Here is a 22,799-nt window from a genome sequence, read left to right as displayed (position 1 = left end):
CCCGACCTACGTGATGGTGCCATTTGTAGGCCGGGTAAGCGAAGCCACCCGGCAATTAGGAGCTGAGGAATTACACCGCGCGGAACGCGATTTCCCCCGGGATGATTTCGCCCTGCCAGTAGAGCTGCGCCGCAACGCGTCCCGCCAGCTGGCGATACATTTCCGCAAATTCGCTGTCCGGACGGCTGACCACCGTTGGCTTTCCGCTGTCCAGATCTTCACGCAGGGTAATGTGCAGCGGCATCTGCCCCAGCAGCTGGGTGTGATACTTCGCGGCCAGTTTTTCTGCACCACCCGTACCGAAGATAGGTTCGTGGTGACCGCAGTTGCTGCAGATGTGCATGCTCATGTTCTCGACGATACCGAGCACCGGCACTTCCACCTTCTCGAACATCACGATGCCTTTTTTGGCGTCGATCAGCGCGATATCCTGCGGCGTAGTCACGACGACCGCCCCCGTGACCGGAATGTTCTGCGCCAGCGTCAGCTGAATGTCACCGGTGCCCGGCGGCATGTCCAGCACCAGATAATCCAGATCAGGCCACATCGTCTCCTGCAGCATCTGCAGCAGCGCTTTGCTGGCCATCGGGCCGCGCCAGACCATGGCGTTATCGTCAGTCACCAGGTAACCGATGGAGTTGGTCGCCAGACCGTGCGCCATAATTGGCGCCATGTGGGTCCCGTCCGGCGAGGTGGGGCGCTGGTTTTCCGCGCCCAGCATGTTAGGAATAGACGGACCGTAGATATCCGCATCCAGAATACCGACCTTTGCCCCTTCCGCTGCCAGCGCGAGCGCCAGGTTAACGGCGGTAGAAGATTTCCCTACCCCGCCCTTGCCCGAGCTGACGGCAATGATATTTTTCACGCCGTTCACGCCAGGCTGGTTTTTCACGCGCTTCAGCGTGGCGATGCTGTGGCTCAGCTTCCAGTCGATCGCCTTCGCACCGGTAATACGCAGCAGCTCAGAGCTGGTCTGCTCTTTCAGCGCGTCAAAGGCGCTGGTCCAGACGAACGGCATCTGCAGCTCAATGTGCAGGGTATCGTCCAGCCAGGCAACGTGGTGTAACGCTTTCAGCGTAGTGAGATTGTGCTTCAGGGTTGGATGCTGAAAGTTAGCCAGCGTCCCGGCGACCATTGCTCGTAAGGCTTCCGGTGATTTGGCCTGGGATTGAGAACTCATCCCGACTCCTTTGTAGTTGTTCTGAAAAAAGACGTGTAATTACCAAGTTTACCCCAGAGGTAACAATTATTCATTTATGGATTAATGCCCTTATCACTTGGCGTAGTTATTACCTTTCGGGTAACATCAAAAACCCTTTTCACAGTTAAAAGAAGTAATGCCTACTATGACTCAAGTCGCGAAGAAAATTCTGGTAACGTGCGCACTCCCGTACGCCAACGGCTCAATCCACCTCGGCCACATGCTGGAGCATATCCAGGCTGATGTCTGGGTCCGTTACCAGCGAATGCGCGGCCACGAGGTTAACTTCATCTGTGCGGACGATGCTCACGGCACGCCGATCATGCTGAAAGCGCAGCAGCTGGGGATCTCCCCGGAGCAGATGATTGCCGAAATGAGTCAGGAGCATCAGACTGATTTTGCTGGCTTTGACATCAGCTATGACAACTATCACTCCACGCACAGCGACGAAAACCGCGAACTGTCGGAGCTGATCTACACCCGTCTGAAAGAGAACGGTTTTATCAAAAACCGCACCATCTCTCAGCTGTACGATCCGGAAAGAGGCATGTTCCTGCCGGACCGTTTCGTCAAAGGCACCTGCCCGAAATGTAAATCCCCGGACCAGTACGGCGATAACTGCGAAGTGTGCGGCGCGACCTACAGCCCGACCGAGCTTATCGAGCCGAAATCCGTGGTTTCCGGCGCCACGCCCGTCATGCGTGACTCCGAGCACTTCTTCTTCGACCTGCCGTCCTTCAGCGAAATGCTGCAGGCGTGGACCCGCAGCGGCGCGCTGCAGGAGCAGGTGGCGAACAAAATGCAGGAGTGGTTCGAATCCGGCCTGCAGCAGTGGGATATCTCCCGCGATGCGCCGTACTTCGGCTTTGAAATCCCGAACGCGCCGGGCAAATATTTCTACGTCTGGCTGGACGCGCCAATCGGCTACATGGGCTCCTTCAAAAACCTGTGCGACAAGCGTGGCGACACCGTCAGCTTCGACGAATACTGGAAGAAAGATTCCACGGCCGAGCTGTATCACTTCATCGGTAAAGACATCGTTTATTTCCACAGCCTTTTCTGGCCGGCGATGCTGGAAGGCAGCAACTTCCGCAAGCCAACCAACCTGTTCGTACACGGCTACGTGACGGTGAACGGCGCGAAGATGTCCAAGTCTCGCGGGACGTTCATTAAGGCCAGTACCTGGCTGAACCACTTCGACGCGGACAGCCTGCGCTACTACTACACCGCGAAGCTCTCTTCCCGCATCGACGATATCGACCTGAACCTGGAAGATTTCGTGCAGCGTGTGAACGCGGATATCGTCAACAAGGTGGTGAACCTGGCCTCCCGTAACGCGGGCTTTATCGCCAAGCGTTTTGACGGCGTGATGGCGGCTGAACTGGCTGACCCTGCCCTGTACAAAACCTTTACCGACGCGGCAGCCACCATTGGCGACGCGTGGGAAACCCGTGAGTTCGGTAAAGCCGTGCGCGAAATCATGGCCCTGGCCGACCTGGCAAACCGCTATGTGGACGAACAGGCACCGTGGGTTGTCGCGAAACAGGAAGGGCGCGATGCCGATCTGCAGGCCATCTGCTCCATGGGCATCAACCTGTTCCGCGTGTTGATGACGTACCTGAAGCCGGTTCTGCCGCAGCTGGCAGCCCGCGCAGAAGCGTTCCTGAACACCGAACTGACCTGGGATGCCATGGCGCAGCCGCTGCTCGGCCACAAGGTGAACACCTTCAAGGCGCTGTACAACCGCATCGAGATGAAGCAGGTTGAAGCCCTGGTGGAAGCGTCTAAAGAAGAGGTTAAAGCGGCTGCGGCACCGGTGACCGGCCCGCTGGCAGACGATCCGATTCAGGAAACCATTACCTTTGACGATTTCGCCAAAGTCGACCTGCGCGTGGCGCTGATCGAAAACGCGGAATTCGTGGAAGGTTCTGACAAGCTGCTGCGCCTGACGCTGGATCTGGGCGGCGAGAAGCGTAACGTCTTCTCCGGCATCCGTTCAGCCTACCCGGACCCGCAGGTGCTGATCGGTCGTCAGACCGTGATGGTGGCGAACCTGGCGCCGCGCAAAATGCGCTTCGGCATCTCTGAAGGGATGGTGATGGCCGCAGGCCCTGGCGGGAAAGATATCTTCCTGTTAAGCCCTGATGAAGGCGCGAAGCCTGGCCAGCAGGTGAAATAACAAAAAAGCCGGAGATAATCTCCGGCTTTTTTTATGGTTTAGGGTGATGCACCCGGTGGGTCAGCCCGCGCAGGAAATTACGCAGAAACTGATCGCCGCACTCGCGGTAGTTTTTGTGGTCCGGCGCGCGCATCATGGCGGTCACTTCCGGCACGGATACGCGGTATTTTTGCTCCGTCATGATCGCCACAATATCGTCCGTTTTCAGCGAGAACGCGATGCGCAGCTTTTTCAGCACCGTGTTGTTGTTCACGCGACGCTCCAGCGCCAGCTCCGGCGCGGCCGGATCTTTGCCACGCTTATCGTAAATCAGGCCGTTCAGGAAACCCGACAGAATGATGTCCGGGCAGCGAACGAAGCCCTCTTCGTCTTCTTTGGTCATCCAGGTATCGAAACCGGCAGACGTGGATTCCATGTCCGACAGCGCAAGAATGCGCACCATGTCGTTGTTGTTTGCTTTCAGGGTGTAGCGCAGGCTACGAAGAATGTCGTTACTTAGCATAGAGCCTTCGAATGTCGATGATGCAATGGCGCGCAGTGTACCAGTTTTACAGGCCAATCGCCTCTTTCAAACTCTTGAGATAGCGACGGCTGACGGGTACCGTTTGCCCGGCACGCAGCACCAGCTCGGCCTGGCCGTTATCTTCCAGGCGGATCTCCTTCAGGTGCGCCATGTTCACCAGATACTGGCGGTGGCAGCGGATCAGCGGCGTGCGGCTCTCGAGCGTGCGCAGTGTCAGCTCGGTAAATCCTTCATTCCCTTCGGCGCTGGTGACAAACACCCCGCTCAGGCGGCTGCTGACAAACGCCACATCATCCATCTGCAGAAGATAAATTCGGCTGTGCCCGGTGCAGGGGATAAACTTCAGCGGCTGCTGGTTTTCCGGCAGCAGCGTGACGTCCTGTACGGTTCGCTCCTGGCGTAAACGGGTGAGCGTTTTTTCAAGACGCTTCTCTTCGATCGGCTTGAGTAAATAGTCAAACGCGTGCTCCTCAAAGGCCTTAACGGCATATTCGTCGAACGCCGTCAGAAACACGATATAGGGGCGATGCGCCGGGTCGAGCATGCCGACCATCTCCAGCCCGCTGATGCGGGGCATCTGAATATCGAGGAACAGCACGTCAGGGCGCAGCTTGTGCACCGCGCCGATGGCCTCAATGGCATTCGCGCACTCCCCCACAATCTCAATATCGGGCTGCTCCTGCAGCAGAACGCGCAGGTTTTCTCGTGCCAGCGGCTCGTCATCCACAATCAGCACTCTTAACATGCGTTTTCCTCCAGCGGCAGTCGTACGGTAATACGGGTAAATCGGTCTGGCTCACAGGCGACGGTAATGCCGCAGTCGTCGCCAAAATGGGCGCGCAGGCGTTTATCCACCAGGCTCATCCCTAAACCGCCCGAGGCGGAAGGCTGGTAAAGCCCGGCATTATCTTCAATATCCAGCACCAGATGGTGGTTGAAACGGCTGGCGGCAATGGTTATCTCCCCCGTTCCCAGAAGCTGTGACGTGCCGTGTTTAATGGCGTTTTCGACAATAGGCTGCAGGGTAAAGGCCGGGAGATGCTGATACGCCAGCTCGTCCGGAACGGAGAGCGACACCTGCAGGCGCGACTGGAAACGCGCCTGCTCGATCTGCAGATAGGCATTCACGTGCTCAATCTCATCGGCGAGGGTCACGATCTCAGACGGCCGTTTCAGGTTCTTACGGAAAAAGGTCGACAGAAACTGCACCAGCTGCGCGGCCTGATCGCTGTCGCGGCGGATCACCGCTTTGAGCGTGTTGAGGGCATTAAACAGGAAATGCGGGTTGACCTGAGCATGCAGCAGCTTAATTTCAGACTGCGTCAGCAGGGCTTTCTGCCGTTCATACTGCCCGGCCAGGATTTGCGCGGACAACAGCTGGGCTATCCCCTCTCCCAGCGTGCGGTTGATGGAGCTGAACAGACGGTTTTTGGCCTCATACAGCTTGATAGTCCCCATCACCCGCTGATTTTCCCCGCGCAGCGGAATCACCAGCGTGGAGCCCAGCTTGCACTGCGGATGCAGCGAGCAGCGGTAAGGCAGTTCGTTACCGTCGGCATACACCACCTCACCGGTTTCAATGGCGCGCAGCGTATAGGCTGAGGAGATCGGTTTACCCGGCAGATGGTGATCGTCCCCGGTGCCGGTAAAGGCCAGCAGCCGCTCGCGGTCGGTTATGGCCACCGCGCCGATATCCAGCTCCTTGTAGAGCACCTGCGCGACCTTCATGCTGTTTTCTTCGTTAAACCCCTGGCGCAGGATCCCTTCGGTCGAGGCGGCGACCTTCAGCGCCGTGGCGGAAAACGCCGAGGTGTACTTCTCAAACATGGCGCGCTTGTCGAGCAGAATGCGCATAAACAGCGCCGCACCCACGGTGTTGGTGACCATCATCGGAGCGGCAATGCTGCTGACCAGGTGCAGCGCATCTTCAAACGGACGGGCAATGAGCAGAATGATCGCCATCTGCGCCACTTCGGCCACAAAGGTAATGGCGCCGGCGGTAAGCGGGCTAAAGACTTTATCCGGGCGGCCGCGTTTGATCATGTAGCTGTGCACCAGCCCGCCGAGCAGCCCTTCCACGATCGTGGAGATCATGCAGCTGAGCGCGGTCATCCCGCCCATGGAATAGCGATGCAGCCCCCCGGTTAAGCCCACAAGGCCACCGACGACGGGACCGCCCAGCAGCCCGCCCATCACCGCGCCGATAGCGCGCGTGTTGGCAATAGAGTCTTCGATATGGAGGCCAAAATAGGTCCCCATAATGCAGAAAATAGAGAAGGTAACGTAGCAGAGCAGCTTATGCGGCAGACGTACGGTAACCTGCATCAGCGGGATAAACAGGCGCGTTTTGCTCATCAGCCAGGCAATGACAAGAAACACGCACATCTGCTGAAGCAACAGCAGCACCAGATTAAACTCGTACATACTCAAAACCGCACACGCTAAAAACGCGTAACATACACTGATGCGGGTTTACTTTCTTTGAAGCATCCCAAAAAAGCGCAAAATCGTGTCCGTTATCACACCTTTTTCTGAATATCGCGCATGCTTCGCATTGTTTGTTCAAAAATCAATCAATCCTTCCTGGTTCGCCAAAGTGGGTCTACAGTTAAGCTGGGAACGCGTAAGCCAGGGGGCGAATATGGCGCTTTACACGATAGGTGAAGTGGCACTCCTTTGTGATATCAATCCCGTTACCCTACGGGCGTGGCAGCGACGGTATGGATTGCTTAAACCGCAGAGGACCGACGGTGGGCATCGCCTTTTCAATGAGGCCGATATCGACCGCATCCGCGAAATTAAAAGCTGGATCGACAACGGAGTGCAGGTCGGCAAAGTGAAGTCCCTGCTGAGCCATGATGACCCGGACACGCAACACCTCTGGCGCGAACAACAGGAAACCCTGCTGCGGCTTCTGCAGGCGGGGAATCTTCAGCGCCTGCGCGCGTGGATAAAAGAGCAGGGCCGCGACTATCCGGCACAGACGCTGATCTCCCATCTTTTCATTCCGCTCCGTCGACGTCTGCAATGCCAGCAGTCCACCCTGCAGGCGCTGCTCAGCATACTCGACGGGGTGCTGATCAACTATATTGCCGTCTGCCTTGCCTCAGCGAAGAACAAGGCCGGAAAAGATGCGCTGGTGGTCGGCTGGAACGTGCACGATACCACCCGCCTGTGGCTGGAAGCGTGGATTGCGACCCAGAAGGGCTGGCGCGTGGATGTCCTGGCGCACTCGCTGGCGCAGCTTAAGCCCGAGTTTTTCGACGGTCAGACCCTGCTGGTCTGGTGTGGAGAAGTGCCGTCCGCCACGCAGCAACAGCTGCTGACGGAATGGCGAGAGAATGGTTACCCGGTTTATTCCCTTGGCCCGGATGAGCCATAACGGCATTTAATGGTTCATTAACAGCTGCGCTTCACCGTATAATTGTTCCGTTAACAACAGGAGCACATGATGAAGGCAACCAAACTGGCCATTATTACCCTTTTTGTCCTGATGGCCGTGAGCGGTATCGGCGGCGTGATGCTGGCAGGATACTCGTTTATTGTTCGCGGCGGTGTCGGCTGAGGTACAGCGCCAGCCGCTCAAAAAGGCGATCGACGACGATTGCCGCCAGCGCGACCAGCACCGCCCCCTGCACGATATAAGCCGTATTAAACCCGCTCAGGCCGATAATAATCGGCGTTCCCAGCGTATTGGCACCGACCGTTGACGCAATGGTCGCCGTCCCGATGTTAATAATCACCGACGTGCGGATCCCGGCAATAATCACCGGTGCCGCAAGCGGCAGTTCAACCTTGCGCAGCCGCTGGCCGCGACTCATCCCCATCCCTTCTGCCACGCTCAGCACCGACGCCGGTACCGCCGCGAGGCCCGCCAGCGTGCCCTGCAGCACCGGCAATACGCCGTATAAAATCAGCGCAATAATGGCGGGCTGCTGACCAAAGCCCATCACCGGCACCGCTATCGCCAGCACCGCCACCGGGGGAAACGTCTGGCCAATCGCCGCTATCGTCTCCACCAGCGGACGAAATTCTTTGCCCGCAGGCCGCGTGACCGCGATGCCTGCCCCAACTCCCAACACAACCGCGATGGCGCTTGAGAGCGCCACCAGCCAGAGATGCGCCAGGGCGAGATTAATAAAGCTTTCCTGCTGATAAACCGGCCGCGGCAGCCCCGGGAAAAGAGCGTTAAACAGCGCCGCGCTGTGAGGCATCAGAAACAGTAAGGCGACAAAGAGCGCTACCAGCCAGAGGAGCGGATCACGCAGTGCCTTCACGCGTCACCTCCCCGGCCAGCAAATCGCGAAAATGTAAGGTTCCGCACGGCGTACCGCGGGAGTCCGAGACGGGCAATACCTCGCACTGGCGCGCGACAAACGCCGAGAGGGCATCCCGCAGGCTCATCTGCGCCTGTAGAGGTTCGCCGCTCACCGGTACCTCCTCCCGACGCATATAGTCGCTGACCGTCCGCAGGGAAAGCAGCCTCACGCCCAGCTCGCTGCGGCCAAAAAACTCGCGCACAAAGTCGTTCTTCGGCCATGTTAATAGCTCAAGCGGCGAGCCCTGCTGCACCACTTCGCCATGATCCATCAGCACCAGATGGTCGGCCAGGCGCAGAGCTTCATCAATATCGTGCGTCACGAGAACGATCGTGCGTCCGAGAATGCGGTGAATGCGGGTCATCTCCGCCTGCAGCGCCCCGCGCGTGACCGGATCCAGCGCGCCGAAGGGTTCATCCATCAGCAGCACCTGCGGGTTAGCCGCCAGCGCGCGCGCCACGCCCACGCGCTGCTGCTGGCCTCCGGAAAGCTGGTGCGGATAGCGGTCGCGCAGCGATGGCTCCAGCCCCAGCAGAGACATGAGTTCATCCACCCGGTCGGCGATTTTTGCCCGCGACCATTTCTCCAGCTGCAGCACGGTGGCGATGTTCTGCGCCACCGTCCAGTGGGGAAACAGGCCGATAGACTGAATGGCATAGCCCATCCGGCGGCGCAGCTCCAGCACCGGCAGGCAGCGGATCTCTTCCCCGGCAAAGCGGATCAGCCCGCTGTCATGCTCCACCAGCCGGTTGATCATCTTCAGGGTGGTGGATTTTCCCGAGCCCGAGGTGCCAATCAGCACGGAAAACGCCCCCTCGGCAAAGTTCAGGTTCAGGTGGCTCGCCGCCGGGCGACCGGCAAAGGTTTTACTGACATCATGAAATTCAATCATTGGCTCTTCTCCTGAGCAGCGCGAGCCATAAGGCAAACAGCGCGTCGACGACAACCGCCAGCGCAATCGTGGGCACCACGCCCAGCAACACCAGATCGAGGGCACTGCTGAGCAACCCCTGGAACACCAGCGCGCCAAAGCCGCCAGCACCAATCAGCGCCGCTATCACCGCCATGCCGACGGTTTGTACCGCCACCACCCGCAGGCTGCGCAGCAGCAGGGGCAGCGCCAGCGGCAGCTGAATTTTCCAGAAACACTGCCGCGCGCTCATCCCCATCGCATGGGCGCTTTCAAGTACATCCGGCGCGACCTGGCCCAGCCCCGCGACCACGCCGCGCACCAGCGGCAGCAGCGCATACAGCACCAGCGCAATAAGCGCGGGCGTTAACCCCGTTCCGGCTATGCCGAGCGTACCCAGCACCGGAAATGACTTCACCAGCCCCGCCAGCGGGGCAATCAGCAGGCCAAACAGCGCGACGGAAGGTATGGTCTGGATCACGTTGAGCACGGCAAACACCCCGCCCTGGCGTGAAGGATGGCGATAGCACCACATGCCGAGCGGTATCCCGACCAGCAGAGCCGGGATCAGCGTGCCAAAAAGGATCGTCAGGTGTTGCGTCAGGGCATCATCAAACACCTCCTGACGGTTGGCGTACTCTTTCAGCAGCGAGAGATTGTTCAGCTCACCGCTGAACAGCAGGAACAAGGGAATGCACCATATCTGCGCGTTGAGCACCCAGCGCCAGACGGCGCTGGAGATGAGTCGACGAATGGCGTCGCTGCTGGCCAGCAGACACAGCGCCAGCCACAGCCAGAGGCCGCTGCCCACCGTGGTTCTCGCCAGCGGACTTTCCGCTGAGGCCATATGCGTCGCCGCCTGCCCGGCCCCCCAGAACAGGATGATAAACAGCCCTTCAGCGAGGAGCAGCGTCAGCCACTGCGCCGTGCGGCCTTGCCAGAGCGATAGCGCAACCCACGCGCCCAGCGCCGCCGCCAGCCACCACGGCGTGAACGCCCACACTTCCCAGAGATAGCGCCCTTCCCCTGACATCAGGCGGTTAGGGGCGACATTCACAAACGGCAGCGCGATCGCCGCGATGGCCACGCAGGCCAGCAGCAGCAGTACGCGGTTATGACATTTTATTGGCACGGCCCTTTCCCGTTACTTCACAAGCCCTTGTTGTTTCAGGAAGTCGGCGGCCACTTTTTTGGCATCCAGCCCCTCGACGGCAATGCTGGCATTCAGCTGTTGCAGCGTTTTTTCATCCAGTTTTTCGAAGACCGGCTTGAGCCATTCTGCAATATCCGGATAGGCTTTCAGCACCGCCTCGCGCACGACCGGGGTCGGGGCGTAAATCGGCTGTACGCCTTTTGGATCGGTCAGGGTTTGCAGGCCGAGCGCCGCCACCGGGCCGTCGGTGCCGTAGGCCATTGCCGCGTTAACGCCGGAAGTTTGCTGCGCCGCCGCCTTGATGGTTACCGCCGTATCCCCGCCCGCGAGCGAGAGCAGCTGCTCCTGGTCGAGCTTGAAGTCGTAGGCTTTTTCGAACGCCGGGAGCGCGTCAGGACGCTCGATAAACTCCGCCGACGCTGCCAGCTTAAAGTCACCCTTCTCTTTCAGATAGCGGCTGAGATCCGCCAGAGACGTCAGCTTACCTTTCTCCGCCACGTCCTTGCGCACGGCGATAGTCCAGGTGTTGTTGGCCGGGGCAGGCGTCAGCCAGACCAGCTTGTTCTGTTCCGCGTCGAGTTTTTTGACTTTCTCATACCCGGCTTTGGCGTTTTTCCATGCCGGATCGTTTTCATCTTTGAAGAAGAATGCCCCGTTGCCGGTGTATTCCGGATAGATATCCAGCTCGCCGGAGGTGATCGCCCCGCGCACGACGGGCGTGGTGCCCAGCTGAACTTTATTGACGGTTTTCACGCCGTGGCTTTCCAGCACCTGCAAAATAATATTGCCGAGCAGCGCGCCTTCGGTATCGATCTTTGAGCCCACTTTTACCGGCTCCGCCGCCTGTAACGGCAGGCTTAGCGCCGCCAGCAGCACCGCAGATCCCAACATCCCCTTTGCAATCGTCATTCCGCTATCCTCATTTTTTTATCGCCTTTTTCAGAGGCTTGAGAGAAAAGCGTAGCTTAAAACAGCGGATTTACCCGGCAAAATGCCTTTTTAGCATAACGTAAGACGCATCCCCCGGAAGCCGGGGGATGCAAAGAAGGGAAGGTTACAGCAGCTCGAACTCGCCTTTATTCACGCGGGCAGAATCCACCCCGATAAAGACGTTAAACTTGCCCGGTTCCGCATCGTATTTCATCTGCTGGTTCCAGAACTTCAGCGCGTCCACGTCAATCGGGAAGCTGATGGTTTGGGTTTCGCCAGGCTTCAGATTGACCTTCTCGAAGCCGCGCAGCTGCTTAACAGGACGGCTCATCGAGGCGGTGACATCCTGCACGTACATCTGGATCACCGTTGCCCCTTCGCGCTTGCCGGTGTTGGTCACTTCGACGCTGGCGGTAACTTTGCCGTCACGCTTCAGGGTCGGCGCCGACATTTTCACGTCAGAAACCTTGAAGCTGGTGTAGCTCAGACCGTAACCAAACGGATACAGCGGGCCGTTAGCTTCGTCGAAGTAACGGGACGTGTACTTGTTCGGCTTGTCGGCGTTATACGGGCGACCGGTGTTCAGGTGGCTGTAGTAGACCGGGATCTGCCCAACGGAGCGCGGGAAGGACATCGGCAGCTTGCCCGACGGGTTGTAATCACCAAACAGCACGTCGGCGATGGCGTTACCGCCTTCGGTACCAGCGAACCAGGTTTCCAGAATGGCGTCAGCCTGCTGGTCCTCTTTCACCAGCGCCAGCGGACGACCGTTCATCAGTACCAGCACCAGCGGCTTGCCGGTGGCTTTCAGGGCGGCGATCAGATCGCGCTGGCTCTGCGGAATGGTGATGTCGGTACGGCTGGAGGCCTCGTGCGCCATACCCTGCGCTTCGCCCACGACCGCGACAACGACGTCAGACTGTTTCGCGGTATTCACCGCCTCGTCGATCATCTCCTTCGGCGTGCGCGGATCGACCTTCACCGCTTCCTCGTACTGGTTGAGGAAGGTGACGATGTCTTTATCGTTGGTGACGTTCGCCCCTTTGGCGTACACCACTTTCGCGTTATCACCCACGGCACTCTTAATCCCGGTCAGCACGGTCACGGACTGATCGGCCACGCCTGCCGCAGACCAGCTGCCCATCACGTCGCGCTTGCTGTCGGCCAGCGGGCCCACCACGGCAATGGTGCCGGATTTTTTCAGCGGCAGCGTGTCGAGGCGGTTTTTCAGCAGCACCAGGCTTTCACGCGCCACGTCACGCGCTTCTTTGCGGTGCAGACGGCTTTCAGCGTTGGTATCTGCCGGGTCAGAATCCTTCGGCCCCAGATGGCTGTACGGATCGTTAAACAGCCCCATGTCGTATTTCACGTTCAGCACGTGGCGCGCGGCATCGTCCAGCTCCGCCATCGTGACCTTGCCGCTCTTCACCAGCCCCGGCAGGTATTTGCTGTAGTACTCGTCGCTCATGCTCATGTTGATGCCGGACTTGAGCGCCACGCGCACCGCGTCTTCCGGATCGGAGGCGGTACCGTGCTTAATCAGCTCTTTAATCGCGCCGTGGTCGGAAACGGTGATGCCCTTAAAGCCCCACTGGTCGCGCAGGACGTCTTTCAGCAGCCATGAATCGGACGTCGCAGGCGTACCGTTCAGCGAGTTCAGCGCCACCATCACCGCACCGCTGCCCGCATCCAGCCCTGCCTTGTACGGCGGCATGTAGTCGTTGAACAGGCGCTGCGGGCTCATGTCGACGGTGTTGTACTCTTTCCCGCCTTCAACCGCGCCATAGGCCGCGAAGTGTTTGACGCTGGTCATCACCGAGTAGCGATCCGCCGGGCTTTTGCCCTGCATCGCTTCCACCATGGTTTTACCCATCGTGGAGGTTAAATAGGTGTCTTCACCAAAGCCTTCCGAGCCGCGGCCCCAGCGCGGATCGCGCGAGACGTCCACCATCGGCGCCCAGGTCATGTTCAGGCCGTCGTCCGCCGCTTCATAAGCCGACACGCGCCCGACGGTTTTCACCGCGTCGAGGTTAAAGGAGGAGGCTAAACCGAGGCTAATCGGGAAAACGGTACGCTGACCGTGCACCACGTCATAGGCAAAGAACAGCGGAATTTTCAGGCGGCTGAGATCCATCACCTGATCCTGCATCTTGCGGATATCCTGGCGGGTGACGGTATTAAAGATGGCTCCAACCTGCCCGTCTTTGATCATCTCGCGGATGGCCTCTTTCGGGTTATCCGGGCCGACGCTGATAAGACGCAGCTGGCCGATTTTCTCATCAACCGTCATTTTTTTGAGCAATTCCGTGACAAACGCATCCCGTGCTTCAGGCGTGAGCGGGTGATTACCAAACAAATCCTCTGCCAGCGCAGGTTGCAGCGCCAGGCTGACGGCGACACCTACAGAACATAGCCATTTCATGTCGTTTTACTCTCTCATCAATAACCGCCGGACGATCTCGGCCATACCGTGCGAAAAGCGCAGTGTGCCACAAACCCTCGAAACGTTGCAGGGTTATTCTCTGATTTTTCTCGTGAATACTCGACCGCTTAACAGTTAATCGCGCTATGCTTTACAGCGAGAAATTTGCCCCACCACAAGGAGTGGAAGATGACTTCTGTTCGAACAAACGATAACACGACTTTTATTAACGAACTGTCGCGCCTGGTTGGCTCCTCTCACCTGCTTACCGACCCGGCCAAAACCGCCCGCTACCGCAAAGGTTTCCGCTCCGGTCAGGGCGAAGCGCTGGCGGTGGTCTTCCCCGGCACGCTGCTGGAGCTGTGGCGCGTGCTGAGCGCCTGCGTCGCCGCCGACAAGATTATTTTAATGCAGGCCGCCAATACCGGCCTGACCGAAGGCTCCACGCCGAACGGCAACGATTACGATCGCGACATCGTGATTATCAGCACCCTGCGCCTCGACAAGCTGCACCTGCTGGATAAAGGCGAGCAGGTGCTCGCGTTCCCCGGCACGACGCTCTACTCCCTGGAAAAAGCGCTTAAGCCGCTGGGCCGTGAGCCGCACTCGGTGATTGGCTCCTCCTGCATTGGCGCCTCGGTGGTTGGCGGGATTTGCAACAACTCCGGCGGTTCGCTGGTGCAGCGCGGCCCGGCCTACACCGAGATGTCGCTGTTTGCCCGTATTGACGAAAACGGCAAGCTGACGCTGGTGAACCATCTGGGTATCGATCTCGGCGTAACGCCGGAACAAATCCTCAGCAAGCTCGACGACGATCGCGTGAAGGACGAAGACGTGCAGCACGACGGCCGCCACGCGCACGATCACGACTACGTGACCCGCGTGCGGGATATCGACGCCGATACGCCGGCGCGCTACAACGCCGACCCGGACCGCCTGTTTGAATCCTCCGGCTGCGCCGGGAAGCTGGCCGTGTTTGCCGTACGTCTGGATACCTTCCCGGCGGAGAAAAAGCAGCAGGTGTTCTACATCGGTACCAATCAGCCTGAGGTTCTGACCGAAATTCGTCGTCATATTCTGGGCGAATTCACCCATCTGCCGGTGGCGGGCGAGTACATGCACCGGGACATTTACGACATCGCCGAGCGTTACGGAAAAGATACGTTCCTGATGATCGACAAGCTCGGCACCGACAAAATGCCGTTCTTCTTCACCATGAAGGGCCGCACCGACGCGATGCTGGAGAAAGTGTCGCTGTTCAAACCCCACTTCACCGACCGCTTTATGCAGAAGCTGGGCAACGTTTTCCCGGCGCATCTGCCGGAGCGAATGAAAACCTGGCGCGATAAGTACGAGCATCACCTGCTGCTGAAAATGGCCGGGGACGGAATTGCCGAAGCGCAGTCCTGGCTGACCGAATTCTTCAAAACCGCCGAAGGGGATTTCTTTGCCTGTACGCCTGAAGAGGGCAGCAAAGCGTTCCTGCACCGTTTTGCCGCCGCGGGCGCCGCCATCCGTTATCAGGCGGTGCATTCCGAAGAGGTGGAAGATATTCTGGCGCTGGATATCGCCCTCCGACGTAACGACACCGAGTGGTTTGAGCACCTCCCGCCGGAAATCGACAGCAAGCTGGTGCATAAGCTCTATTACGGCCACTTTATGTGTTATGTCTTCCATCAGGATTACATCGTCAAAAAAGGGGTCGATGCGCACGAACTGAAGGAGCAGATGCTCGCCCTGCTGCGTGAACGCGGCGCACAATATCCTGCGGAACATAACGTCGGGCATCTTTATAAAGCCCCTGACGCACTTAAGCAGTTTTATCGCGAGAATGACCCTACAAACAGCATGAATCCCGGCATTGGTAAAACAACGCGGAAGAAATACTGGAAAGAAGAGGCAGATGCGGAGCAGCGCGTAACGCAAGCGTCTGATTAATTCCTACAGCCAAATTTGAGAGATTGTTTAGCGTGCCTTAATCGTAATAGAGTGACGCTCTGACGCCGGAGGAACGTTTCTCCGGCATTCTATAACGAGGAGCAGGCACATCATGTCGGCTATTGATGTTTTATCCGAGACCGAACTGGAAGTGCGCGATGCCCTTCCCGATGATGTGCATGCCATCGCCGCCATCTATGCCTGGCATGTGCTGCACGGGCGCGCGTCATTTGAAGAAGTCCCCCCTACCATCGACGAAATGCGTCAGCGTATGAAAAGCGTGGCTGAGAGCGGTTTGCCGTGGCTGATCGCGCTGTATCGCGGCATCGTGGTAGGCTACTGCTACGCCACGCCTTACCGCCCGCGACACGCCTACCGCTATACCCTGGAAGAGTCGATTTACGTGGATGCCAGCATCACCGGGCGCGGTTTTGGTTCGGCATTAATGGATGCGCTGATCGCCCGCTGCGAGCAAGGCCCGTGGCGGCAGATGATTGCCGTTGTGGGCGATGGCAACAATAATTCCGGCTCGCTGCGGCTGCATAAAAAGCACGGCTTCGTGATTGTCGGTCAGCTGCGCAGCGTAGGCTATAAGAAAGGTGACTGGCGGGATACGGTGATTATGCAGCGCTCGCTCAACGATGGGGACTGGACGCTGCCGGAATAAACGCAAAACGGTAACCTGGGTTACCGTTTTTAGTGTTTTCTCCCTCTCCCTGTGGGAGAGGGTCGGGGTGAGGGCATCATCGCGCACAAACGACTCAGTCGTTCTGCGCCGTCGCCATCTGTTCCGCTTTCTGCTTTTTATACGTCAATGCTGCGGCCGGAACGGGCTGCACTTTCCCGGTTTCAATCCAGGTACGCAGGCGGCTCGCGTCCGCGAAGTGGGTATATTTGCCGAAAGCATCCATCACCACCAGCGCCACCGGCTTACCGTTAAACACGGTGCGCATCACCAGACAGTGTCCTGCCGCGTTGGTAAAGCCGGTTTTGGTTAACTGAATATTCCAGTTATCGCGGTATACCAGATGGTTAGTGTTGCGGAACGGCAGCGTATAGGCCGGGTTCGCAAAGGTCGCCATCTCTTCACGGGTGGTGCTGAGCTGACCAATCAGCGGATACTGCTTGCTGGCAATCAGCAGTTTCGTCAGATCGCGGGCCGTGGAGACGTTGTTGATCGACAGTCCCGTCGGTTCAACATAATGCGTATTGGTCATCCCCAGCGCTTTGGCTTTCGCGTTCATCGCGCGGATAAAGGCGTCGTAGCCGCCCGGATAGTGGTGCGCCAGGCTCGCCGCCGCACGGTTTTCAGACGACATCAGCGCCAGCAGCAGCATATTTTTACGGCTGATTTCACTGTTCAGACGCACGCGAGAGTAGATCCCCTTCATCTCCGGCGTGTGGCTGATATCCACCTTCAATTTTTCGTCCAGCGGCAGATGTGCATCAAGCACCACCATCGCGGTCATTAATTTGGTTATTGAGGCGATCGGGCGCACCAGGTCCGGATGGCTGGCGTAGATCACCTTATTGGTGTTGAGATCGACAATCATCGCGCTGCCGGACGCAATTTGCGGCTGAGCGGCGGCGGCGGTCACCGCAGGCGTTTTAGCGACGGTCGGCACGGCAGCGGACGCGCCCAGCAGCAGCGCCAGGCTAAGTAAAGAGACTCGGAATTTCAGCATGGTGAGACTTCTGATAATTATTCACGCACGTCATGACGTACACCGCCTGTATCAACGGATAAACACAGGCTGGCTTCGGCATCATAGCGGTCACCGGGCGTTGTCGCCAGCGGATAATCGTGAACAGATGCTGCATTGCTGGCATTTACGCCAGCAATGCAGTGAACTCAGAAGAGACGGTATCCGTAACCCCAAAGAATAACCGTCAGCGCCAGTAGCGCCTCCAGCACCAGCACCCCGATGGCGAGTGTTGAACTGGAAAAACTCAGGCCTTCTTCTTTATTGATATTCAGGAAGGTTGGAACCCCCAGATACAGCAGATACCCGGTGTAAAAGAGGGCAATAGTACCGATCAGCGCGCACAGCCAGACCAGTGGATAGAGCGCAACAATCCCGCTTAAGAACAGCGGGGTCGCGACATATCCGGCAAAGACCATACAGTGCGCCAGCGATGGACGTTGCGGGTAGTTACGCGCCATCCAGTGAATGACGCGCCCCATTACCGCCACACCCGCCAGCATCAGGCCATAAAAAACGATGGCCAGATAGAGCCCGGTAAACCAGGAAAGCTGAACCACGGTGCCGTCACCGAAGTTCCAGCCGATTTGTGTTGTTCCGATAAAGGCGCATATTACCGGCACCGCAGCCATCAGCAGCACGTGGTGCGTGTAATGATGCGAGACCGTTTCGTTCTCACTTTTAATGACATGCATCTCACGATCGGGATGGGAGAAAAGTCCCCAGACATGGTTCATAGCGCCCCCTTGTTGTCGGCCCGTCAGCGATACCTTAAGTATAATGCAGGCTTTAGATTATTTTATGTACAGTGGGAAATTTCCGTTGATTTCCCCGCTGTTGATTCATGGGGTATATGATTAAACGAGGTAAGCAGAGGGAGATAACATTCACGTAATGGATATTAACGCACTTATTGAACAATATGGATATGCCGCGCTGGTCGTCGGTAGCGTGGCAGAAGGTGAAACCATCACGCTGTTAGGCGGCGTCGCCGCGCATCAGGGCTTACTGAAATTCCCGCTGGTCGTCGCTGCGGTCGCGCTCGGCGGAATGATTGGCGATCAGCTGCTCTACTTTCTCGGGCTGCGCTTCGGGCCCACGCTGCTTAAGCGTTTCGCAAAGCATCAGAAGAAAATCCGCCGCGCTCAACGGCTCATTCAACGTCATCCCTATCTGTTCGTCATCGGCACGCGCTTTATGTATGGCTTTCGCATTATCGGGCCGATACTGATTGGCGCCAGCCATCTGCCGCCAAAAATTTTCCTGCCGCTCAATGTTCTTGGTGCGATTGCCTGGGCGCTGATCTTTACGACGCTCGGCTACGTAGGGGGCGAAGTGATTGGCCCGTGGCTGCATAATCTCGACCAGCACCTGAAGCACTGGGCGTGGCTGATTCTGGTGGTTGCGGCGGTGATCGGGGTCAGGCTGTGGCTGAAGCACCGGGATAAGACGCGGGATGAGGAGTGAGTGCGGTCTCCTCCCCTCACCCCGGCCCTCTCCCAAAGGGAGAGGGTGTTTTTAGTTCCCTCTCCCTTTGGGAGAGGGTTAGGGTGAGGGAAAACTACCCCTCCGGCTTAAACTGCGGGTTCGCCAGCATAAAGCCCCCGTCGACAATAAACGATTGCCCCGTCGTGTAGCTGGCGTCGCTGTCGCACAGCCACGCGACCAGGCTGGCAATCTCTTTGGTGTGGCCCGGCCGCGCCAGCGGGATTTCCGGCATTGAGCCTTCCTTCACTTCGCTGTCGTCCATGTCGTTCATCGGTGTGGCAATGGCGCCCGGCGCGACGGCGTTCACCAGAATGTTGTGCTTAACCAGTTCCATCGCCATGGATTTGGTTAACCCGCCGAGCGCGTGTTTTGCCGCCGTGTAGGCGCTGGCCTCCGGCAGCGGCGTGTGCTCATGCACCGAAGTAATGTTCACAATCCGCCCCCCTTCCCCCTGCTTCACCATCTGTCGGGCGGCAATTTGAGAACAGAGAAACGCGCCGTCCACGTCGACGGTGAAAATGTTCCGCCAGTCGTCAAACGGCATCTCAAGGAACGGCGCTTTGGTCATCGCACCCGCATTGTTAACCAGCACGTCCAGCCGACCAAAACGCGCAATCAGCGTTTCAATGCCCTCTGCGCCTTCCGGCAGCGTGCTTAAATCAAGATGGATAGCCTCTGCGCGCTGCCCCTGCGCTTCAACTTCGCGGCAGGTTTCCAGCGCCCCTTTTTCATCCGAGTGCCAGGTGACGCCAATATCAAACCCGCGCTCTGCGAGCATCTGCGCCGTGGTTTTACCAATCCCGGAATCCGATGCGGTCACTATCGCTACTCTGGTCATACTCACCTCCTGAAAAACTGCAAAGAGGTAAGTATAGATAATGACCTTTTTTAGCCATGATGATAGCCACCGCCCAGCGCCGACGTCAGCTGCAGCGTGGCGTCGACATACTGGCCTTTCAGCAACAATCCGGCGAGGTCTTCCCTGAGGGCCGGGATCCTGGCTTCACTGACCCGCGAGCCCGCAACGATCCCCGCGCTGAAACGCGCCTGCGCCAGCGCCACAACCCGCGCCGCATCTTTTTCGACCTGCTGCTGATGGCGGTTCTTCGCCGTCAGCGTTTCGACTTCGCTGGCCGTGCGCGCCACCTGATTGACCGCTTCGACCACCGCTTTGTTGTAGTTCGCCACCGAGAGATTGTTCTGCGCCTGGGCGATATCCAGGCTGGCGTTCAGCCTGCCGCTGTCGAAGATCGGCAGCGTCAGCCCGGCGGTCACGCCCATCTGCTGCGCTGAAGCGCGAAACAGATCGCTCAGATGGAGGGCATCCTGCTGTAAGAACGCCATCAGGTTCACGTCAGGATAGAAAGCCGCTCTGGCGGCCTCCACCTCGCTCATGGAGGCTTCGATATACCAGTGCGCCTCCTGAAGATCCGGACGGCGTGCCAGCAGTTCATAACCGAGCGTCGGCGGTAGCGCGGCGTCAACCGTCGGCAGCGCATGCCGCGTAAGCGTTACGGAGGAAGAATTCGTCAGCGCGACCAGACGCGCCTCAACGGCTTTCATCTTCCCGTTGACTTCTGCCAGCTGTTCTTCGGTTTTGTTGGCGTCGATATCGGTTTCCACCCCTTCAACGGAGGAGGTGATCCCGTGCTGATACAGTTCGCGATCGGCGCCGATTATGTTGTCCTGCTCATGTTTGATCTGCGCGAGAACCTCCCCTGCGGCGGCCTGAGTTTGCCACTCCCAGTAAAGCCGCGCCACGCTGCTGGCCAGCAGCTGGCGGGTCTGCTCCAGCTCCGCTTTTTGCGCATTCACTTTGCCAATCCGGGCCTCGACCCGGGCGCGATTTTTTCCCCACAGATCGAGATCCCAGCCTGCGGTCAGCCCAAAGGTGCCGTTGGTGTACCACGGCCCGGTGGTGCCTGCAGCCGGGTCGGTAAGGGCGAAAGGCCCCATCAGCCCTTCGGCGGACATTTTCTGGCGTTCCGCATCGGCGGAAAAATCAATCTGCGGACCGTCAGCGGCCATTGCGGCTTTGGCCTGGGCTTCGGCAAGCGTAATGCGCTGACGGGCAATCTGCATATCCGGCGCATCGCTCAACGCTTTCGCAATCAGCCCGTTAAGCTGGGGATCGTTATACGCTTTCCACCACTCATTCTTCGGCCAGTCCTGATGATTCAGAACCGTATTCACCGACGCCGCAGCGGTTTGCGTTTTAATGGGAGACACCGTGGCATGTTCAGGCGCACAGGCTGCCAGAATAAAAGCGAAGGGTGCGCTCAGAGATAAAATAAGAGAACGTTTCATGACGCCATACACTCAAAAAATAAAGGCGCACGTTACGCTCGATATCGTTCATTTTTTTAGTAACGCGTGGCAATCCGCAAATTGTCATACATTTTAATACCCGGAAATTTATTCCCAAAAAGAATGATTAAATTCAATGCATTCACGCCAAATATAAATACGCTGCTACACTTATTCAGGACATACATGAGCGGGAGAAAGGAATGAAAATATTACTGTGGGTTATTTTAATTATATTTCTGATAGGGCTCTTAGTGGTTACCGGCGTATTCAAGATGATTTTCTGATCTATTTGCCCGGCTCAGAGCCGGGCAACGTCATTAATATCAGGCTTTCAGCGAAGCCCCTTTCGTGGCAATCACCTCTTTATACCAGTAGAAACTTTTCTTACGGCTGCGCGCCAGCGTGCCTTTTCCGCTGTCATCGCGATCGACGTAAATAAAGCCGTAGCGCTTGGAGAGTTCAGCTTTAGACGCGCTCACCAGGTCGATTGGCCCCCAGCTGGTATACCCCATCACCTCAACGCCATCGTCAATGGCCTCACGCACCTGTACCAGGTGGTCGTTAAGGTAGCTGATGCGATAGTCATCCTGCACCACGCCGTCCGCATCCGGTTTATCCTTCGCCCCGAGGCCATTTTCCACAATAAACAACGGCTTCTGATAGCGATCCCAGAGCACGTTTAACAGGGTACGCAGGCCGATGGGGTCAATCTGCCAGCCCCATTCGGAACTTGCCAGATGCGGGTTTGGCACCATGCTCAGGATATTGCCGCGCGCCTGCTGGTTGAGGGCCTCATCCGCGGTGACGCAGCCCGTCATGTAGTAGCTGAACGAGATAAAATCGACGGTCGATTTCAGCGCCTCGCGGTCGTCATCCGTTACCTCAAGCTGAATCCCGCTGTCGCGGAAGAAGCGCTGCATATAGCCCGGGTAGGCGCCACGGCACTGCACGTCGCCAAAGAATTGCCACGCGCGGTTTTCCTGCAGCGTCTCCAGAACATCTTCCGGCTTGCAGGTCAGCGGATACATCAGGCCGCCCAGCAGCATGTTGCCGATTCTGGCATCCGGGATAATCTCGTGGCAGGCCTTCACGGCCAGCGCGCTGGCCACCAGCTGGTGGTGGATCGCCTGGTACACCTCCCCTTTGCTGCTGGTTTCCGGCAGGCCCACGCCGGTCATCGGCGCGTGCAGAGACATATTGATCTCGTTGAAGGTCAGCCAGAGCTTCACCTTCTCCTTGTAGCGCGCAAACACGGTACGGGCGTAGCGCTCGAAGAACCCAATGGTCTGGCGGCTCCCCCACCCGCCGTACTGCTTCACCAGCCCCCACGGCATTTCGTAATGCGAGAGCGTCACCAGCGGGGTAATGCTGTGCGCGGCCAGCTCGTCAAACAGCCGGTCGTAAAACGCCAGCCCCGCCTCGTTAGGCTGCTGCTCGTCGCCGTTCGGAAAAATGCGGGTCCAGGCAATGGAGACGCGCAGGCAGCTAAAGCCCATCTCAGCGAACAGTTTGATGTCTTCCGGGTAGCGGTGATAGAAGTCGATGGCGACGTCCTTGATGCCGCTGTCGCCCGCCACGCGCTCAACCACCGGACCGAAAACACCCTGCGGCTGAACGTCTGAGGTGGATAGCCCTTTCCCCTCCTCCAGATACGCGCCTTCTACCTGATTCGCGGCAACCGCGCCGCCCCATAAAAAATCGTCCGGGAAAATTTTCATCACGT

At 58.0% G+C, this 22,799-nt stretch carries 20 protein-coding genes; 6 read left to right on the top strand and 14 right to left on the bottom strand.

The genetic code is table 11. The features are described 5' to 3' along the window. Positions 1 to 70: 70 nt before the first annotated feature. Complete coding sequence (gene apbC / locus ACERY3_RS12075) at positions 71 to 1,180, bottom strand: iron-sulfur cluster carrier protein ApbC (protein ID WP_029740176.1); 1,110 nt, start codon at positions 1,178 to 1,180, stop codon at positions 71 to 73. A 166-nt stretch (positions 1,181 to 1,346) separates the two neighbouring features. Between apbC and metG the strand changes: the two genes are divergently transcribed. Beyond that, positions 1,347 to 3,380 carry a methionine--tRNA ligase gene (gene metG / locus ACERY3_RS12070; protein ID WP_058841500.1) on the top strand — a complete coding sequence of 678 codons (2,034 nt, stop codon included), beginning with the start codon at positions 1,347 to 1,349 and terminating at the stop codon, positions 3,378 to 3,380. A gap of 31 nt (positions 3,381 to 3,411) precedes the next feature. On the opposite strand, the gene ACERY3_RS12065 is transcribed toward metG, so the two are convergent. From ACERY3_RS12065 to ACERY3_RS12055, 3 genes are read right to left on the bottom strand one after another with little or no spacing between them, the layout of a single operon-like run. Continuing rightward, on the bottom strand, positions 3,412 to 3,882 hold the full coding sequence (locus ACERY3_RS12065; protein ID WP_045888720.1) for a DUF1456 family protein: 471 nt from the start codon (positions 3,880 to 3,882) through the stop codon (positions 3,412 to 3,414). Between the two features lie 46 nt (positions 3,883 to 3,928). Next, on the bottom strand, positions 3,929 to 4,648 hold the full coding sequence (gene btsR / locus ACERY3_RS12060; RefSeq protein ID WP_023312443.1) for a two-component system response regulator BtsR: 720 nt from the start codon (positions 4,646 to 4,648) through the stop codon (positions 3,929 to 3,931). Continuing rightward, the gene (locus ACERY3_RS12055; protein WP_194304615.1) at positions 4,642 to 6,327 is read right to left on the bottom strand and encodes a sensor histidine kinase; all 1,686 of its coding nucleotides are present in this window, start codon (positions 6,325 to 6,327) and stop codon (positions 4,642 to 4,644) included. Before ACERY3_RS12055 ends, btsR begins: the two co-directional genes overlap by 7 nt. A 217-nt stretch (positions 6,328 to 6,544) precedes the next feature. On the opposite strand from ACERY3_RS12055, the gene mlrA reads away from it, so the two are divergent. Further along, the gene (gene mlrA, locus ACERY3_RS12050) at positions 6,545 to 7,285 is read left to right on the top strand and encodes an HTH-type transcriptional regulator MlrA (protein WP_029740179.1); all 741 of its coding nucleotides are present in this window, start codon (positions 6,545 to 6,547) and stop codon (positions 7,283 to 7,285) included. A gap of 69 nt (positions 7,286 to 7,354) precedes the next feature. Further along, positions 7,355 to 7,468 (top strand): protein YohO, encoded by a 114-nt coding sequence (locus tag ACERY3_RS12045; RefSeq protein ID WP_008500895.1) that lies wholly within the window; start codon positions 7,355 to 7,357, stop codon positions 7,466 to 7,468. Here ACERY3_RS12045 and ACERY3_RS12040 read toward each other — a convergent pair. The 5 genes from ACERY3_RS12040 to bglX form a co-directional block, all read right to left on the bottom strand. Further along, positions 7,443 to 8,180, bottom strand: coding sequence for an ABC transporter permease (locus ACERY3_RS12040; protein WP_033146011.1), 738 nt, complete (start codon positions 8,178 to 8,180; stop codon positions 7,443 to 7,445). The two genes, ACERY3_RS12045 and ACERY3_RS12040, sit on opposite strands and share 26 nt — an antisense overlap. Further along, complete coding sequence (locus ACERY3_RS12035) at positions 8,164 to 9,114, bottom strand: ABC transporter ATP-binding protein (RefSeq protein WP_058841501.1); 951 nt, start codon at positions 9,112 to 9,114, stop codon at positions 8,164 to 8,166. Before ACERY3_RS12035 ends, ACERY3_RS12040 begins: the two co-directional genes overlap by 17 nt. Continuing rightward, positions 9,107 to 10,264: an ABC transporter permease gene (locus ACERY3_RS12030; RefSeq protein WP_058841502.1), complete on the bottom strand. Its 1,158-nt coding sequence runs from the start codon at positions 10,262 to 10,264 to the stop codon at positions 9,107 to 9,109. Before ACERY3_RS12030 ends, ACERY3_RS12035 begins: the two co-directional genes overlap by 8 nt. Positions 10,265 to 10,276: 12 nt before the next feature. Then, the gene (locus ACERY3_RS12025; RefSeq protein WP_058841503.1) at positions 10,277 to 11,194 is read right to left on the bottom strand and encodes an ABC transporter substrate-binding protein; all 918 of its coding nucleotides are present in this window, start codon (positions 11,192 to 11,194) and stop codon (positions 10,277 to 10,279) included. A gap of 145 nt (positions 11,195 to 11,339) precedes the next feature. Next, complete coding sequence (gene bglX / locus ACERY3_RS12020) at positions 11,340 to 13,637, bottom strand: beta-glucosidase BglX (protein WP_047060524.1); 2,298 nt, start codon at positions 13,635 to 13,637, stop codon at positions 11,340 to 11,342. Between the two features lie 189 nt (positions 13,638 to 13,826). On the opposite strand from bglX, the gene dld reads away from it, so the two are divergent. Both dld and ACERY3_RS12010 read left to right on the top strand, forming a co-directional pair. Then, a complete protein-coding gene (gene dld, locus ACERY3_RS12015) occupies positions 13,827 to 15,575 on the top strand; it encodes a D-lactate dehydrogenase (RefSeq protein WP_058841504.1) in 1,749 nt (582 codons plus the stop codon). A 112-nt stretch (positions 15,576 to 15,687) separates the two neighbouring features. After that, positions 15,688 to 16,242 carry a GNAT family N-acetyltransferase gene (locus ACERY3_RS12010; protein WP_047647278.1) on the top strand — a complete coding sequence of 185 codons (555 nt, stop codon included), beginning with the start codon at positions 15,688 to 15,690 and terminating at the stop codon, positions 16,240 to 16,242. A 94-nt stretch (positions 16,243 to 16,336) separates the two neighbouring features. Here ACERY3_RS12010 and pbpG read toward each other — a convergent pair whose 3' ends face one another. Together pbpG and ACERY3_RS12000 are read right to left on the bottom strand one after the other, a co-directional pair. Next, positions 16,337 to 17,260 carry a D-alanyl-D-alanine endopeptidase gene (gene pbpG / locus ACERY3_RS12005; RefSeq protein ID WP_373225744.1) on the bottom strand — a complete coding sequence of 308 codons (924 nt, stop codon included), beginning with the start codon at positions 17,258 to 17,260 and terminating at the stop codon, positions 16,337 to 16,339. A gap of 167 nt (positions 17,261 to 17,427) precedes the next feature. Then, the gene (locus ACERY3_RS12000) at positions 17,428 to 18,015 is read right to left on the bottom strand and encodes a Yip1 family protein (RefSeq protein ID WP_023312454.1); all 588 of its coding nucleotides are present in this window, start codon (positions 18,013 to 18,015) and stop codon (positions 17,428 to 17,430) included. 157 nt (positions 18,016 to 18,172) lie between these two features. Here ACERY3_RS12000 and ACERY3_RS11995 point away from each other — a divergent pair, with 157 nt between their 5' ends. Beyond that, positions 18,173 to 18,745, top strand: a complete 573-nt coding sequence (locus tag ACERY3_RS11995) for a DedA family protein (RefSeq protein ID WP_039263154.1) — start codon at positions 18,173 to 18,175, stop codon at positions 18,743 to 18,745. Between the two features lie 94 nt (positions 18,746 to 18,839). Here ACERY3_RS11995 and ACERY3_RS11990 read toward each other — a convergent pair whose 3' ends face one another. The 3 genes from ACERY3_RS11990 to ACERY3_RS11980 all read right to left on the bottom strand — a co-directional run bounded on the left by ACERY3_RS11990 (position 18,840) and on the right by ACERY3_RS11980 (position 22,794). Beyond that, positions 18,840 to 19,604: an SDR family oxidoreductase gene (locus ACERY3_RS11990; RefSeq protein WP_373225743.1), complete on the bottom strand. Its 765-nt coding sequence runs from the start codon at positions 19,602 to 19,604 to the stop codon at positions 18,840 to 18,842. A gap of 50 nt (positions 19,605 to 19,654) precedes the next feature. Next, positions 19,655 to 21,073, bottom strand: coding sequence for a multidrug resistance outer membrane protein MdtQ (mdtQ, locus tag ACERY3_RS11985; protein WP_087823021.1), 1,419 nt, complete (start codon positions 21,071 to 21,073; stop codon positions 19,655 to 19,657). A 326-nt stretch (positions 21,074 to 21,399) separates the two neighbouring features. Beyond that, a complete protein-coding gene (locus tag ACERY3_RS11980; RefSeq protein WP_373225742.1) occupies positions 21,400 to 22,794 on the bottom strand; it encodes a glycoside hydrolase family 1 protein in 1,395 nt (464 codons plus the stop codon). Positions 22,795 to 22,799 lie beyond the last annotated feature (5 nt).

It is taken from the genome of Enterobacter cloacae complex sp. ESBL7 (assembly GCF_041679625.1).
GTDB classification, from domain to species: domain Bacteria; phylum Pseudomonadota; class Gammaproteobacteria; order Enterobacterales; family Enterobacteriaceae; genus Enterobacter; species Enterobacter asburiae_B.
The sequence above is the reverse complement of the archived record's forward strand: the minus strand, read 5'-3'. Positions and strand labels throughout refer to the sequence as shown.